Consider the following 14,588-nt stretch of genomic DNA (forward strand, 5'->3'; position numbering starts at 1 on the left):
CGGAGGAAAAAAAGATGTGGTACTTCGCCTGGATCCTCGGCCTGCCGCTGGCAGCCGCATTCGCCGTGCTCAACGCCATGTGGTACGAACTGATGGACGACGACGCCGTTCGCAAGGCCAAGCTCGAGACGCCCGAGCCCGCGGGAGGGCAGGAGCGGCTCTGATGAGCCTGCAGGCGCCCTTTCGGGGGCCCTCTCAAGGCTCTTTCAAGGCTCTTTCAAGTCGCGCTCAGGGTTTTTTCTTCGACGCTCCGCCGCCCGTGATGCGGTCCTTCAGCGTCAGCACCTTCGTCACGGTCGCGCCCATGCCCATGAGCTTCATGGCGGTTTCGGGCGCGAGCCGCTGCACGTCGTCGAACCATGTCATCAGCCGGTCGATCAGGTCGTGCATCTCGCGCATGCGCTCCTGCGCATGGCGCTCGGCGTCGCTGGTCGGGGACTCGAGCAGCGCGTTGCGCAGCATCGACAGCGTGGGCTCGATCTCGCGGCGGCGGCGCTCCTCAGCCAGCACGCGAAAGATTTCCCACACGTCCGAAGGCGCCTCGAAATACTCGCGCCGGTCGCCCGCGTGGTGGCGCAGGTGCACCAGGCGCCAGGCCTGCAGTTCCTTCAGGCCCATGCTGACGTTGGAGCGCGAGAACTCCAGCAGCTCGGCAATTTCGTCGGCATTGAGCGCGCGCTGCGACAGGTAGAGCAGCGCATAGATCTGCCCGACGGTGCGGTTGATGCCCCACTTGCTGCCCATCTCGCCGAAATGGGCGACGAACTGGCGGTTGAGGGGAGGAAGGTCGGTGGAAGAAGCCATGCGCCGAATTGTCGCGCGGATGGCTGTAATTCCGGAAAGTTCTGAAAACTCAGCCCTGCGGCATGCGCCGCCGGTACGACCCCGGCGCGCCGCCCGTCCAGGCCTTGAAGGCCCGCTGGAAGGCCGCGCTGTCGGCAAAGCCCAGCTCTTCGGCCAGCACCGCGAGCGGCACCGTGCTGGTGTTCAGCCGCACGATGGCCAGGTCGCGCCGCAGCTGGTCCTTCAGCGACTGGAACGAGGTGCCCTCCGTGGCCAGGTGCCGCTGCAGCGTGCTGACCGACATGTGCAGCACGTCGGCCGTGGTCGCCAGGTCGGCCCAGGCGGGGCGGTGCTGCTGCAGCACCGCGCGCACCCGCGCGCTCACGGCCTGCTCGGCCATGCGCGGCAGGATCACGTTGGCCGGCGAGGCCGCCAGGAACGCCTGCATCTCCTGCGCGTCGCGGTGCACGGGCGTGTCGAGCGCGCTGGCGTCGAACCACACGGCCGACAGCGGCTGGCCGAACTGCAGCGGCCCGGGGAACACCTTGGCGTAGCCGTCGGCATAGGGCGGCAGCTCGAAGCCGAAGTCGAAGCGGCGCGCCACCAGCCGCCCGCCGTGCAGCCATGCCGACAGGCGCCAGTACACGCGCAGCATCAGCTCGTGAAGAAAGTTCTGGTAGGTGGCGGGCGGGTGGTTCAGCTGCAGCCCGAAGCCCGCCAGCGGCCCTTCGCGCAGCAGCACCAGCGACAGGTCGTCCTGCAGCAGCCCGAAGGTGTGCGCCACGCGGCGCAGCGCCACCTCGAAGGTGCGCGCGCCCAGCGTGGAGCGCGTCATCAGCGCGAAGCTGCCGCAGCGCAGCCGCCGCGTGAGAAAGCCCAGCGCCTCGTCGTCCATGCGCTGCATCAGCAGCGCGAACAGCGCCACGTATTGCTCGGCCGTGATTCGCGCGCCCACCTCGTGCAGCAGCGCGGGCGCGATGCCTGCGTCTTCCAGCGCGGTGTCCACGCACACCGCCGCCTCGGCGCCGCGCGCGCGCACGCCCGAGAGCATGCCCTGCACGAAGGCAATCGGAATGGTGACGGGCGGTTGCAGCATGTGTCGGCGGATTGACCTTTTCTGCCATGCGATCGAAGCGAAGTGCAATCGCCGGGCGGTGGCCGGTTTTCTACCATGCGACGGCACAAGAACGAGATGGAGACAAACACCATGTACATGACCCAGGGCCTTCACCGGGCCGTCCAGCAGCGCCCCGATGCCATTGCCGTGCGCTTCGCCGGCCGATCGCGCAACTTTCGCGACCTTGCCGGGCGTGTCGCGCGCCTGGCGGGCGCATTGCAGCGGCTCGGCATGCAGGCCGGCGACCGTGTCGCCATGCTGTCGCTCAACTCCGACCGCTACCTGGAGTACCAGATGGCCGTGCCCTGGGGCGGGGGCGTGCTCAACCCCTGCAACATCCGCTGGTCGCCCGCGGAAATCCTCTACTCGCTGGAAGATTCGGGCTCCAGCATCCTGCTGGTCGACGAGACCTTCCGCGCCGTGGTCGAGCAGATGCGCGGCCAGTCGAAGAGCCTGCGCGAGGTGGTGTACTGCGGCGACGGCGCCGTGCCCGCCGGCATGCACGGCTACGAAGGGCTGATCGACAACGCCGAGCCGGTGCCCGATGCGGTGCGCCGCGGCGAAGACCTGGCTGGCATCTTCTACACCGGCGGCACCACGGGTTTTCCCAAGGGCGTGATGCTCAGCCACACCAACATCTGCAGCTCGGCGCTCGCCGCGCAGGCCGAGGGGCTGGCGGCGCCCGGCGGCTGCTACCTGCACGCCGCGCCCATGTTCCACCTGGCCGACATGGGGCTGGCCACGCCGCACTGGTTCGTGGGCAACACGCACGCCGTCATTCCGATGTTCACGCCCGAGGGCGTGCTCGACGCCATCGAGCGCGACCGCGTGACCAGCCTGCTGCTGGTGCCCACCATGATCCAGATGCTGGTCGACCATCCCGCCATGCGCAAGCCGCGCGACCTGAGCAGCCTGAAGAACATCACCTACGGCGCGTCGCCCATTTCGGAGGCGGTGCTCAACCGCGCCATGGACGCCTTCCCCGGCGTCGCCTTTGCGCAGGCCTACGGCATGACGGAGCTGTCGCCCATCGCCACGCTGCTGCCCGCGTTCTTCCACACGGCCGAAGGCCGCAAGGCCGGCAAGCTGCGCTCGGCGGGCCGCGCCAGCGTGTGCATGGAGGTGCGCGTGGTCGATGTCGAGGGCGCCGAGGTGCCGCGCGGCACCGTGGGCGAGGTGGCCGTGCGCGGCCCCAACACCATGCAGGGCTACTGGAACAAGCCGGAGCAGACGGCCGCCGCGCTGCGCGACGGCTGGATGCACACCGGCGACGGCGCCTACATGGACGACGACGGCTTCATCTTCGTGGTCGACCGCATGAAGGACATGATCATCAGCGGCGGCGAGAACGTGTACTCCGCCGAGGTCGAGAACGCCATCAACCAGCACCCGGCCGTGGCCGCCTGCGCCGTCATCGGCATCCCGAGCGACGCGTGGGGCGAGGCGGTGCATGCGGTGCTGGTGCTGAAGCCGGGGCAGGGCGTGCAGCCCGAGGAACTCATCGCGCACTGCAAGACGCTGATCGCCAACTACAAGTGCCCGCGCAGCGTGGCCGTGGTCGACGCGCTGCCGCTGTCGGGCGCGGGCAAGGTGCTGAAGACCAAGCTGCGCGAGCCCTTCTGGCAAGACCGCCAGCGCAGCGTGGCCTGAGCCACTCCATTCACTATTTCATTTGCTCTTTCATCCATCACCTTCAGGAGCCATTCCCATGAGTCAAGACGTCTACGTGGTCGGGGTCGGCATGATCCCGTTCACCAAGCCGGGCGCCAACCAGCCCTACCCGCAAATGGCCAGCCACGCCACCAACGCCGCGCTGAAAGACGCCGGCATCGGCTACGAGCTGGTGCAGCAGGCCTACGTGGGCTACGTGTACGGCGACTCCACCGCCGGCCAGCGCGCGCTGTACGAGGTGGGCATGACCGGCATTCCGGTCGTCAACGTCAACAACAACTGCTCCACCGGTTCCACTGCGCTGTTCCTCGCACGCCAGGCCGTGGCCAGCGGCGCGGCCGACTGCGTGCTGGCGCTGGGCTTCGAGCACATGAGCCCCGGCGCGCTGGGCGCGGTGTTCAACGACCGCCCGAGCCCGTTCGACCAGTTCGAGCACATCACCGACGAACTGGTCGGCAACGAGCAGGTGCCGCTGGCGCTGCGCTACTTCGGTGGCGCCGGGCTGGCGCACATGCAGCAGTACGGCACGCAGATGTCCACCTTCGCGAAGATCCGCGCCAAGGCCAGCCGCCATGCGTCGAACAACCCGGTGGCGCTGTTCCGCACCGTGGTCACCGAAGACGAGGTCATGGCCGCGCCCGTGATGTGGCCTGGCGTGATGACGCGGCTCATGGCCTGCCCGCCCACCTGCGGCGCCGCCGCGGCCGTCGTGTGCTCGCCGCGCTTCGCGGAACGCCACGGCCTCGACCGCAGCGTGCGCATCAAGGCCCAGGCCATGACCACCGACCGCCCCATCACCTTCGAGAGCCGCGACATGCGCGAGGTGGTCGGCTTCAGCATGGCGCAGGAGGCCGCGCAGAAGGTGTACGACGCGGCCGGCGTGGGCCCGCAAGACGTCGACGTGGTCGAGCTGCACGACTGCTTCGCGCACAACGAGCTGCTCAGCTACGAGGCGCTGGGCCTGTGCCCGGTGGGCGGCGCGGAAAAGTTCGTGGTCGACGGCGACAACACCTACGGCGGCAAGGTGGTGACCAACCCCTCGGGCGGGCTGCTGTCGAAGGGGCATCCGCTGGGCGCCACCGGGCTGGCCCAGTGCACCGAGTTGGTCCAGCAGCTGCGCGGCACCGCGGACAAGCGCCAGGTCGAGGGCGCGCGGCTGGCGCTGCAGCACAACCTCGGCCTCGGCGGTGCGTGCGTGGTCACGCTGTACGAACGCGTGTAAGGACAACACGATGATCGACAAGAAATGGATCGGCCACGAGCTGCCACCCTCGGTGCTCCCCATCGAGCGCACGCGGCTGCAGTTCTTCGCCAAGGCCATCGGCGAGACCGATCCCATCTACACCGACGCCGCCGCCGCGCGCGACGCCGGCTACGCCGACCTGCCCGCGCCGCCCACCTTCCTGTTCGCGGCCGAGCTCGACTCGGGCGCGTCCGACCGGCTGCTGGCCGACCTGCAGATTCCGCTCGCCAAGCTGCTGCACGGCGAGCAGAGCTTCAGGTACCACCGCGCGGCCTGCGTGGGCGACACGGTGACGGTGCGCTCCACCATCACCGACATCTACGACAAGAAGAACGGCGCGCTCGAGTTCGTGGTGAAGACCTCGCGCGCCACCAACCAGCGCGACGAACTGGTGGCCGAGCTGCGCGCCGTGATCGTCTGCAGGCATTGAAAGCACACGCCATGACCACAGCGACCCCCTTGACGTACGACGCCGTGCAGGTCGGCGACGAGCTGCCCGCGCTGCAACTGCCGCCGGTGAACCGCACCACGCTCGCGCTGTTCGCGGGCGCCTCGGGCGACCACAACCCCATTCACATCGACACTGATTTCGCGCGCAAGGCGGGCATGCCCGACGTGTTCGCGCAGGGCATGCTGGGCATGGCCTGGCTGGGGCGGCTGCTCACGCAGTGGGCGCCGCAGTCGCAGCTGCGCCGCTTCGACGTGCGCTTCCAGGGCATCACCCACCTGGGCCACGCGGTGCGCTGCAGCGGGCGCGTGGTCGAGAAGCTGGTGCACGACGGCGAGCCCTGCGTGCGCGTGGAAATCCAGAGCGCCAACCAGTACGGCCAGGCCCGCATCGCCGGCGAGGCGCTGGTCGCGCTGCGCTGATTCACTCAAAGAAAAAAGAGAGACGAACACCATGACATCCAAGCTCGACGGCAAGGTCGCCCTCATCACCGGTTCGGGCCGCGGCATCGGCCGCGCCATTGCATTGAAGCTCGCCTCGGAAGGCGCGCGCATCGTCGTCAACGACCTCGACGCCGCGCCGGCCGAAGAAACCGTGCAGGCCATTCGCGAGGCGGGCGGCGAGGCCGTGGCCTGCGTCGGCAGCGTGGGCGCGCCGGACTTCGCGGAGCGCTTCGTCGGCACGGCGGTGAGCGAATACAAGGGCCTCGACATCGTCGTGAACAACGCCGGCTACACCTGGGACAGCGTGCTGCAGAAGATGACCGACGAGCAGTGGTACGCCATGATCGACGTGCACCTCACGGCACCCTTTCGCATCTTGCGCGCGGCGCAGCCGGTGATTCGTGCGCTGTCGAAGTCGGAGACCGAGGCGGGCCGGCGCGTGGTGCGCAAGGTGGTCAACATCTCGTCGGTGGCGGGGCTCTTCGGCAACGCGGGCCAGGCCAACTACGCGACCGCCAAGGCCGGCATCGTCGGGCTCACGCAAACACTGGCGAAGGAGTGGGGCCGCATGAACGTCACCGTGAACTGCGTGGCTTTCGGCTTCATCCAGACGCGGCTGACCGCGAGCACCGCCGAGGCGACGACCGCCAACATCGAGGGCCGCGAGATCAAGGTGGGCATCAACCCGGGGCTGCTGTCGATGATGGAGCAGTCCATTCCGCTGGGTCGCGGCGGCACACCCGAGGAAGCGGCCGGCGCGGTGTACCTGCTGTGCGCGCCCGAGTCCGACTACGTGAGCGGCCAGACGCTGATGTGCACCGGCGGCCTCACCGGAATCTGAGCATGCAGCAGCTTGAAGGCATCGCCTGGGCCGTGGCCGGCGACATCGGGCGCATCGTGCTGAAGCGGCCCGAGCGCGCCAACGCCATCGGGCGCGCCAGCGGCCTTGCGCTGGTGCGCGCCATCGACGAGGTGATCGCGCAGGCGCCGCGCGCCATCTTGCTGACCGGCGAGGGCCGCGTGTTCTGCGCCGGTGGCGACATCGACGAGTTCGTGGCTGCGCGCGATGCCTTGCCGGCGCTGGTCGACGACATCCTCGAACTGCTGCATCCGGCCTTGCTGCGCCTGTCGAACCAGCCCGCGCCGCTGGTCGTCGCGGTGAACGGCGCTGTCGGCGGCGCGGGCGTGGGGCTGGCGCTGTGCGGCGACTTCGTGCTCGCGGCGGAGTCGATGAAGCTGCGCACGGGCTATGCGGCCATCGGCCTGTCGCCGGATGCCGGGGCGTCGTATTTCCTCGCGCGTCGCGTGGGGCCGGTGCGGGCGCAGCAATTGCTGATGCTGAGCGACGCCATCGACAGCCGGCAATGCCTGGCCTGGGGCGCGGTCGATGCGCTGCACCCCGACGCCGAGCTGGCCGCCGCCGCCGAAGCGCTCGCTGCGCGGCTCGCGCAAGGGGCGAGCGCGTCGTTCGCGGGCATCAAGGCGCTGTGCGCGGGCGCACCCGCGCGGCCTTTCGACGAGCACCTGGCCATGGAGCGCAAGCTGCTGCGCGAGCGGGCCGGCAGCGCCGACGCGCGGGAAGGCGTGACGGCGTTCGTGGAGAAGCGCGCGCCGCGGTTCACCGGGCGCTGAGCCCGCGCGCGCACTGTGGCAGCCGCCGTGGCGGCTGTGCCGTCCGCGCGCGATGCGTGCAAGAATCTCCGCGGCGCATCGCCTTGCATGCCGCGGCACCTCACCTGGTGCCAGCCCACGGAGTTTCTTCTTGAGTCTTGTCTCCACGACCTCGCTTCGGTACTTCGCCGAAGTCGTTCGCACCGGTTCGATCAGGGCGGCTTCCGAGAACCTGTACGTCGCGGCCTCCGCCATCAGCAGGCAGCTCGCCATGCTCGAAGACTCGCTGGGCGCGCCCTTGCTGGAGCGGCGCCAGGGGCGCGGCAAGGTCAAGCTCACGGCGGCCGGCGAGATCCTGATGCGGTATCACAAGAACGTCGTCAAGGAGTCGGGGCGGCTGCATTCGGAGATCGAAGCGCTGCAGGGCCTGAAGCGCGGGCACGTGAATTTCGGCATGCCTGAATCGCTCACGCGCGACTTCATGCCGCAGTTTTTCTCCGGCTTCGCCAAGCGCTATCCGGGCATTTCGTTCAGCGTGAAGGTCAGCGGCAGCCCCACGCTGGGCGAGATGCTGCTCAACGACGACCTGGACGCCTGCTTCACCTTCGGCGACATCGCCTTCCACGACCTGTCGGTGGTCTATTCGCGGTTGCTGCCGCTGTATGTGCTGGTGCCCAACGGGCATCCGCTGGAAGGTTTCGAGTCGCTGCGGCTGTCCGACTGCGCGGAGTACAGCCTGTCGTGGCTCGACTCGTCGCTGTGGGCCAAGCAGCAGTACGACGAGATGCTCGCCAAGGCGAAGATCCGTCCGCGCATCGCGCTGGAAACCAACTCCTACGAACTCATGCGCAACGTGGCGGCCGAGGGCATGTGCCTCACCTTCACGACCACGCCGCTGGAAGACCCGCACGGGCGGCCCAGGGCGGGCTCCTACGTGCCGCTGAAAGACCCGCGCGCCCGGCCGCAGCGCCTGGCGCTGAGCGTGCACAAGGGCCGCAGCCTGCCGATTCCGGTGGCCGCCTTTTTGTCGGAGCTGACCGCCGCGCTCGAGGAGGCCGAGAAGCTGGCGAGGCCGGCCGAGGAGCCGCGGGCCGAACCGCGCACATCACAGGCATCACGGGCATCGCGCGCGCCGAAGGCCCGGCCCGGCAAGTGAGGCAAGCGCCGCGCGGCGGCGTGTCGGGCTGGCCTAGCTGGCCGCCAGCTCAGCCCGCAGCCAGCTCCGCGGGCGTCTTGTACTTCTGCACGGCCGCGAAGCGCCGCACCAGGTACTCGCCCGACTTGATGGGCGCATGCCGCGGCTCGCCTTCGCGCGGCGCGAACTCGGGCAGGCAGGCCACGGGCGTGTCGTAGTCGAGGTTGAAGAAGGTGGGAATCGAATAGCGCTCCCTGCCCGTGCGGTTCGCCACGCGGTGCGGGTTCGACACATAGACGTCGTTGGTCCACACCTTCACCAGGTCGCCCAGGTTGACCACCAGCGTGCCTTCCACATAAGGCGCGGCCACCCACTCGCCGCCGCGCGTGCACAGCTCCAGACCGCCGATGGGGTCTTGCGCCAGCACGGTCAGCATGCCGTAGTCGGTGTGCGCGGCGGCGCCCAGCTCCAGGTTGGTGAACGACTCCTGCGGCGGGTAGTGAAAGAGCCGCGACTGCACCATCGGCTTGGTCGCGTACTGCAGGAAGAAGCCTTCGTCCTTGCCCACGGCCGAGGCGAAGATCTTCAGCAGGTTGCGCCCCAGCGCGATGGTGGCGTCGAAGTAGGCCATGGCCGCGGGCGCGAGCCACGGCTTGTCGGCGGGCCAGCGGTTGGGGCCGTGCAGCGGCAGGCCGCCGGCCACGTCGGGGTCGGTGAGCGGCAGGTCCATGCCGAGCTCGTAGCTTTCCTTCAGGTCGGGCTTGTGGCCCGGATGCTGCGTGACGCCCATGGGCATGAAGCCGCGGCGAAAACGCTCGTCGATGCGGTCCTTCAGGCGCTCTTCCATCGGCAGCGACATGTAGCGGCGGGTGGCGTCGAACACGGCGTCGATCACGGCCTGCGGCACGCCGTGGTTCTTCACGTAGAAGAAACCGGTGTTGGTGCATGCGGCCTTGAACTGCTCGACCACCGGCCCGATGGGGCCGCCGGCCAGCCACGGGCCCAGGTCGAGGATGGGCATCTCCTGCGCGGAGGCCCGGCGCGGGGCTTCCAGCTTCTGTTCGTCTTGGGTCATTGCGTTGCTCCTTCGTGGGTGTGGTGTGGGGTGTGGCGGCCTCATGTGCCGCGGGAGAGGTCGGTGAACGCGTCCGCCCAGAACACCACGCGCCGCGCGATGGCCTTCGCCACGCCGTGCAGCACGATGCCGATGGCCGACAGCACGATGAGGATGGCGAACATGCCCGCCGCATCCATCGAGAAGTTGCGCTGCAGGATGAGGTAGCCCAGGCCGGCCTGCGCGCCCACGAACTCGCCGACGATGGCGCCGATCACGGCCAGCACGATGCCGATGTCCAGCCCCGCGAACACATAGGGCAGCGCATGCGGCAGCCGCACCATGCGGAACACGTGCCAGCCCGACGCGGTGAAGGCGTGCATCAGGTCGATCTGTTCCCGGGGCGCCGAGCGCAGCCCCACGATGGTGTTGGCGAGCACGGGGAAGAACACGATGGTCGCGGTGATCACCACCTTCGACGTGGTGTCGAAGCCGAACCACAGCACGAACAGCGGCGCCACCGCCACCTTGGGCACGGTCTGGAAAGCGACCACGTACGGGTAGAGCACCAGTTCGAGCAAGGCGCTTTGCCCGATCAGCGCGCCCAGCACAAAGCCGGCGAACGCGCCGAGCGCGAAGCCCGCGAGGATCTCGTAGAGCGTGACCCACAGGTGCGGCCACACCTCGCCGGACTGGAACACCTCGTACATCGAGCGCGCCACGCCCACCGGCCCCGGAAAGATCAGGTGAGAGACGCCCAGCGCGCTCACCACCAGCTGCCACGCGGCCACCACCGCCACGAAGACGGCCACGGTGAGCGCCTTGCGCCGCAAGGGCGTGAGCCAGGGCGCGGGCGGCGCGAGGTCGTTGGCCTCGTTGTTCACGGGGGTTGCGATGTTCTCGTTGAGGATGTTGTTCGCGGCGTTCATCCGTCGAGCCCTCCACTGGCATTCAGGTTGGCGCGGATGTCGCGCACATGGCTGCCGAAGCGCTCGGTGTTGATCAGCTCCAGCGTGCGGGTGGCGGGCAGGTCGACGTCGATCACCTGCGTGACGCGCCCGGGCCGGGGCGACATGACGACCACGCGGTCGCCGAGGAACACCGCCTCCGGAATGCTGTGCGTCACGAGCATGATCGTGGCGCCCGTGCGTTCGCGCAGCTTCAGCAGTTCCACGTTCATGGTCTCGCGCGTCATGGCGTCGAGCGCGCCGAAGGGCTCGTCCATCAGCAGCAGCATCGGGTCGTTGACCAGCGCGCGCGCAATGCCCACGCGCTGCTGCATGCCGCCGGACAGCTCGCGCGGGTACTTGGTCTCGAAGCTCGCCAGCCCCACCGGGTGCAGGTAGTGCAGGGCGCGCTCGCGCGCGACCGCGGGGTCGCGCCGCTGGATCTGCGCGGGCACCAGCACGTTGTCGAGAATGTTGCGCCACGGCAGCAGCACGGGCGCCTGGAACACCACGCCGATGTCGCGGCTGGGCCCGCTGTGGCGCCGCCCGCCGAGCTCGACCGTGCCGCGGCTCGCGCGCTCCAGCCCGGCCAGGATGCGCAGCAGGGTGCTCTTGCCACAGCCGCTCGGCCCGACCACGGTGACGAACTCGCCACGCGCGACGCTGAAGCTCACGTCGTGCAGCGCGACCACGTCGGCCCCATCCTTCGAACGGAAGGTCTTGTGCAGGCCTTTGAAGCGAAACGCCGGAACGGCGCCCGAGGCCTCTTGCAGCGTCGTGTGCCTCGCGGGGAACTGAACGAGCGCGCTCATGCCGTGGCCTGCTCGGTGCTGTGCGCGACCCACGCGTCGATGGCGCGAAGCGCCGCGGCGCGTTGCTGCGGCGAGATGAAGGCCGCCTCGAAGCTGTTGCGCGCCAGGCTCACCAGGTCGTCGCGGCCCAGGCCGAGCGCCTGCTGGCACGCGAGGTAGTTGTCGTTGACGTAGCCGCCGAAGTACGAGGGGTCGTCGGAGTTGACGGTCACGCACAGGCCCGCGTCCATCAGTTTGCGCAGCGGATGCGCGGCCATCGAAGGCACCAGCCGCAGCTTGAGGTTGGACAGCGGACACACCGTGAGCGGAATGCGCGCCTGCGCCAGCTGCGCGACCAGCGCGGGGTCGTCGAGGCAGGCGTTGCCGTGGTCCAGCCGCTGCACCTGCAGCAGCTCGACCGCCTCGCGCACGTAGGCGGCCGGGCCTTCCTCGCCCGCATGCGCCACCACCTTGAAGCCGCGCTCGCGGCAACGGCGGAAGAACTCGGTGAACTTCGAGGGCGGGTTGCCCACCTCCGCGCCGCCGAGGCCGAAACCCAGCAGCCGGTCGTACCAGGGGCGCAACGCATCGAGCAGCGCGAGCGCCTCGTCTTCGCTGCGGTGGCGCTGCACCACGACAATCAGGCCCGAGCTGATGGCGTCTTCGGCGCGCGCGGCCTCCATGGCGCCCAGCACGCCTTCCATCACCGCAGCCAGCGGCACGCCGCGGCTGGTGTGCCCTTGCACGCCGAGGAACATCTCCGCATGCAGCACGCGGTCGGCCTGCGCGCGGCGCAGGTAGTCGCGCGTCACGTCATGAAAGTCTTGCGGCTGCACCAGCACGCGGCAGCCGTCGTAGTACAGGTCCAGAAAGTCCTGCAGGTCGGTGAAGCTGTAGGCCGCGCGCAGCTCTTCCTCGGTCTGCCAGCGGATCGCCACGCCGTTGCGCCGGGCCAGCCGCAGGAAAAGCGCGGGCTCGATGGAGCCTTCGATGTGCATGTGCAGTTCGGCCTTGGGCAGGCCCGCCACGAATTGCTCGGGTGTCATGTCACAGCCCCTTGCAGGCCTTGGCGGCCTCGACGACGGCGTTGTGGTCGAAGCGGTTGATGGCCTCCACAAAGCCTGGCTTCAGGTAGAGCATCGACTCGGGCGGCAGCGTGCGCTTGATGAGCCCGTCTTTCAGCATCACGTCCTGCATGCGGCCGTAGGCGGCGGGGCTCATGGCGCCGATCAGCTTGCCGCCGTTCATGGCCTGGGCGTCGGCCATCGTCTCCAGCTGCGTCTGCAGCAGCGCGAGGTCCCACTTGGCGAGCGTGGCTTCGTCGGTGCCCGTGGGCTTGCCGCCGGGAAAGTGCTTCCAGTGGATCTGGCGCGTGCACTCGGGGTCGGTCTGCGCGAACAGCGTGGCCTTGGCCGCGCCGCGCGCGATGGCCTCGACCATCGCCGGGTCGGCGTCGATGGTCTTCTGCATGGTGGCGAAGGTGAAGTCGGGCAGCGAGCGCCACGCCGGGTCGAACAGCACGCGCATCTTCGCGCCCGCGTTCTGGAAGCCGGTGAGCGCCGAGCCCCAGAACATCAGCGCCTGCACGCGGCCCGTGCGCAGCGCCTCGAGCGCCGGCGCGCCGGCACCGGTGGCAATGATCTGCACCTCGGTGTCGGGGTTGACGCCGTTGGCGCGCAGGTAGCCCTTCAGCAGCGGCATGCCGCCCGTGCCCAGGCTGAAGATGCCGATCTTCTTGCCCTTCAGGTCGGCCACCGTCTTCACGGGGCTGTCCTGCGGCACGCCCACGCCCCAGTCGATCACGCCGGTGCCCATGAGCCCGCGCACGGCGACGTTGTTCTCCGTGTTCGCCTGGATGAGGCCGGTGGAGTTGACCTGCGCGAAGTCGACGCCGCCCGCCACCATCTGCTGGATGCCCTGCAGCGATCCGCCGGTGGTGACGATCTTGACGTCGTAGCCCTCGTCCTTCCAGTAGCCCAGCGCGATGGGCAGCGTGAGCCAGGGGTAGGTGACGTTGACGACCTGCGTGCCCAGCGCGATAGTCACGGGCTTCAGCGGCTTGGCCTGGGCCTGCGCCGCGGGGCTCGACAGCAGCAAGGCCAGCGCGGCAAGCGTGGCCGCGGCGCATGCGGCCATGCGGTCATGCACGCGGGAAAGAAGGGCGAGGGCGGGTGTCAGGTGGGGGCGCATGAACGATCCTGTGTTGGTCGGATCGTTGCGAGATTAGCCCCGGAAACCAATCGCTTTGGATCAATATTCCGTCTGTATTGTTCTAATTTTTAGCGCATTAAATCGGCACCGTAAAAGCCGTTGCCGCACGCGCTCTGCCAGCGATGCACTCAGGCGTGCAGCCCGAACATGCGCCGGCTGTTGGCGCTGCAGGCCTGCACGATCTCGTCGACCTCGCGCTGCATGAGTTCTGCGACGCCCGCGGCAACCCAGCGCAGGTTCGCCGGCTCGTTGTGCCCGCGGCGGCTGCCGGCGTTCTTCGGGAACAGGTAAGGCGCGTCGGTTTCAAGGTGCAGCCTGTCCAGCGGCAGGTGCGGCACGGCCTCGCGAAGCGCCTGGCCGCGTTGAAGGTCGGTCACCCAGCCGGTGATGCCGATGTCGAGCCCCATCGCCAGGAAGGCTTCCGCTTCCGCGCGGTCGCCGGTGAAGCAATGCACCACCCCCCGCGCGCCGTCGGCCACCACGGGCGCGAGCATGTCGTGGAAATCGGCGAAGGCGTCGCGGCAGTGGAGAAAGAGCGGCTTGCCCGCCTGCACGGCCATCGACAGCTGCTGCCCGAACGCCGCGCGCTGCGCCTCGGGCGTGGAGAAGTTGCGGTTGTAGTCGAGCCCGCACTCGCCGACCGCCACCACTTCGGGGTGCTTCCACAGCTCGGCCAGTGCGCGGAAGGTGTGCGCGTCGAACGACTTCGCGTCGTGCGGATGAACGCCCGCGGTCGCGAAGACCACGCCGGGGTGCGCCCTGGCGAGCTCGAGGGCAAGGTGGCTGGAGGCGAGCGAGGTGCCCGTGGCCAGGATCTGCGCCACGCCCGCCGCTTGCGCGCGCGCCAGCAGGGACGTGGTGATCGACGCCAGTTGCGACGCGTGGAAGTTGACGCCGATGTCGACCATCCGTGGGCCTTCGTGTTTCGAATCTGTGCTCATGCGCCGATGGTACGAGGCGATGGCAGGGCCGGTGCGCGGCGGGTCGCGTGCAAAAAAATGCCCGCGCAAGGCGGGCGAACAATCCCCTCAGGTGTCCGCATGGACGAAGGATCGAGCGGCCAGTCTAGGGCGCGATCGCGGCGCTTGGAATACCCGAAAAGAGGTAGGCCGAGGGGTGGCTTTCGTGATGGAT

16 protein-coding genes are annotated in these 14,588 nt (G+C 69.0%); 8 read left to right on the forward strand and 8 right to left on the reverse strand.

Features of this window, described 5'->3' with window-relative positions; genetic code table 11:
• Nucleotides 1–14 precede the first annotated feature (14 nt).
• Complete coding sequence (gene cydX / locus AB6807_RS19030) at nt 15–164, forward strand: cytochrome bd-I oxidase subunit CydX (RefSeq protein WP_116909794.1); 150 nt, start codon at nt 15–17, stop codon at nt 162–164.
• 64 nt (nt 165–228) lie between these two features.
• Here the strand turns inward: cydX and AB6807_RS19035 are convergent, their stop codons facing one another.
• Together AB6807_RS19035 and AB6807_RS19040 are read right to left on the reverse strand one after the other, a co-directional pair.
• Complete coding sequence (locus tag AB6807_RS19035; protein WP_116909793.1) at nt 229–804, reverse strand: GbsR/MarR family transcriptional regulator; 576 nt, start codon at nt 802–804, stop codon at nt 229–231.
• Between the two features lie 49 nt (nt 805–853).
• A complete protein-coding gene (locus AB6807_RS19040; protein WP_371085763.1) occupies nt 854–1,879 on the reverse strand; it encodes an AraC family transcriptional regulator in 1,026 nt (341 codons plus the stop codon).
• A gap of 96 nt (nt 1,880–1,975) precedes the next feature.
• Here AB6807_RS19040 and AB6807_RS19045 point away from each other — a divergent pair, with 96 nt between their 5' ends.
• The 7 genes from AB6807_RS19045 to AB6807_RS19075 all read left to right on the forward strand — a co-directional run bounded on the left by AB6807_RS19045 (nt 1,976) and on the right by AB6807_RS19075 (nt 8,472).
• Nucleotides 1,976–3,550 (forward strand): long-chain-fatty-acid--CoA ligase, encoded by a 1,575-nt coding sequence (locus AB6807_RS19045; RefSeq protein WP_371085764.1) that lies wholly within the window; start codon nt 1,976–1,978, stop codon nt 3,548–3,550.
• Nucleotides 3,551–3,608: 58 nt separating this feature from the next.
• A complete protein-coding gene (locus AB6807_RS19050) occupies nt 3,609–4,793 on the forward strand; it encodes a lipid-transfer protein (protein WP_371085765.1) in 1,185 nt (394 codons plus the stop codon).
• A gap of 10 nt (nt 4,794–4,803) precedes the next feature.
• A complete protein-coding gene (locus tag AB6807_RS19055) occupies nt 4,804–5,244 on the forward strand; it encodes a MaoC family dehydratase N-terminal domain-containing protein (RefSeq protein WP_371085766.1) in 441 nt (146 codons plus the stop codon).
• A gap of 11 nt (nt 5,245–5,255) precedes the next feature.
• Entirely contained in the window at nt 5,256–5,684 is a 429-nt protein-coding gene (locus tag AB6807_RS19060) for a MaoC family dehydratase (protein WP_116909789.1), read from the forward strand.
• A gap of 31 nt (nt 5,685–5,715) precedes the next feature.
• Complete coding sequence (locus AB6807_RS19065; RefSeq protein ID WP_116909788.1) at nt 5,716–6,546, forward strand: SDR family oxidoreductase; 831 nt, start codon at nt 5,716–5,718, stop codon at nt 6,544–6,546.
• 2 nt (nt 6,547–6,548) lie between these two features.
• A complete protein-coding gene (locus AB6807_RS19070; protein ID WP_371085767.1) occupies nt 6,549–7,337 on the forward strand; it encodes an enoyl-CoA hydratase-related protein in 789 nt (262 codons plus the stop codon).
• Nucleotides 7,338–7,467: 130 nt separating this feature from the next.
• The gene (locus AB6807_RS19075; protein WP_371085768.1) at nt 7,468–8,472 is read left to right on the forward strand and encodes a LysR family transcriptional regulator; all 1,005 of its coding nucleotides are present in this window, start codon (nt 7,468–7,470) and stop codon (nt 8,470–8,472) included.
• Nucleotides 8,473–8,521: 49 nt separating this feature from the next.
• Here AB6807_RS19075 and AB6807_RS19080 read toward each other — a convergent pair whose 3' ends face one another.
• The 6 genes from AB6807_RS19080 to AB6807_RS19105 form a co-directional block, all read right to left on the reverse strand.
• Nucleotides 8,522–9,526: an isopenicillin N synthase family dioxygenase gene (locus AB6807_RS19080; protein ID WP_371085769.1), complete on the reverse strand. Its 1,005-nt coding sequence runs from the start codon at nt 9,524–9,526 to the stop codon at nt 8,522–8,524.
• 41 nt (nt 9,527–9,567) lie between these two features.
• Nucleotides 9,568–10,434, reverse strand: a complete 867-nt coding sequence (locus AB6807_RS19085) for an ABC transporter permease (protein ID WP_371085770.1) — start codon at nt 10,432–10,434, stop codon at nt 9,568–9,570.
• On the reverse strand, nt 10,431–11,264 hold the full coding sequence (locus tag AB6807_RS19090) for an ABC transporter ATP-binding protein (RefSeq protein ID WP_371085771.1): 834 nt from the start codon (nt 11,262–11,264) through the stop codon (nt 10,431–10,433). The genes AB6807_RS19085 and AB6807_RS19090 overlap by 4 nt, the downstream gene beginning before the upstream one ends.
• Nucleotides 11,261–12,289 (reverse strand): adenosine deaminase, encoded by a 1,029-nt coding sequence (locus tag AB6807_RS19095; protein ID WP_371085772.1) that lies wholly within the window; start codon nt 12,287–12,289, stop codon nt 11,261–11,263. Before AB6807_RS19095 ends, AB6807_RS19090 begins: the two co-directional genes overlap by 4 nt.
• Nucleotide 12,290: 1 nt before the next feature.
• Nucleotides 12,291–13,433: an ABC transporter substrate-binding protein gene (locus AB6807_RS19100; protein WP_371085773.1), complete on the reverse strand. Its 1,143-nt coding sequence runs from the start codon at nt 13,431–13,433 to the stop codon at nt 12,291–12,293.
• A 149-nt stretch (nt 13,434–13,582) separates the two neighbouring features.
• Nucleotides 13,583–14,362 carry a TatD family hydrolase gene (locus tag AB6807_RS19105; RefSeq protein ID WP_371085774.1) on the reverse strand — a complete coding sequence of 260 codons (780 nt, stop codon included), beginning with the start codon at nt 14,360–14,362 and terminating at the stop codon, nt 13,583–13,585.
• Nucleotides 14,363–14,588 lie beyond the last annotated feature (226 nt).

Origin of the sequence: Variovorax sp. RCC_210 (assembly GCF_041355175.1) — a bacterium.
Lineage (GTDB): Bacteria > Pseudomonadota > Gammaproteobacteria > Burkholderiales > Burkholderiaceae_C > Variovorax.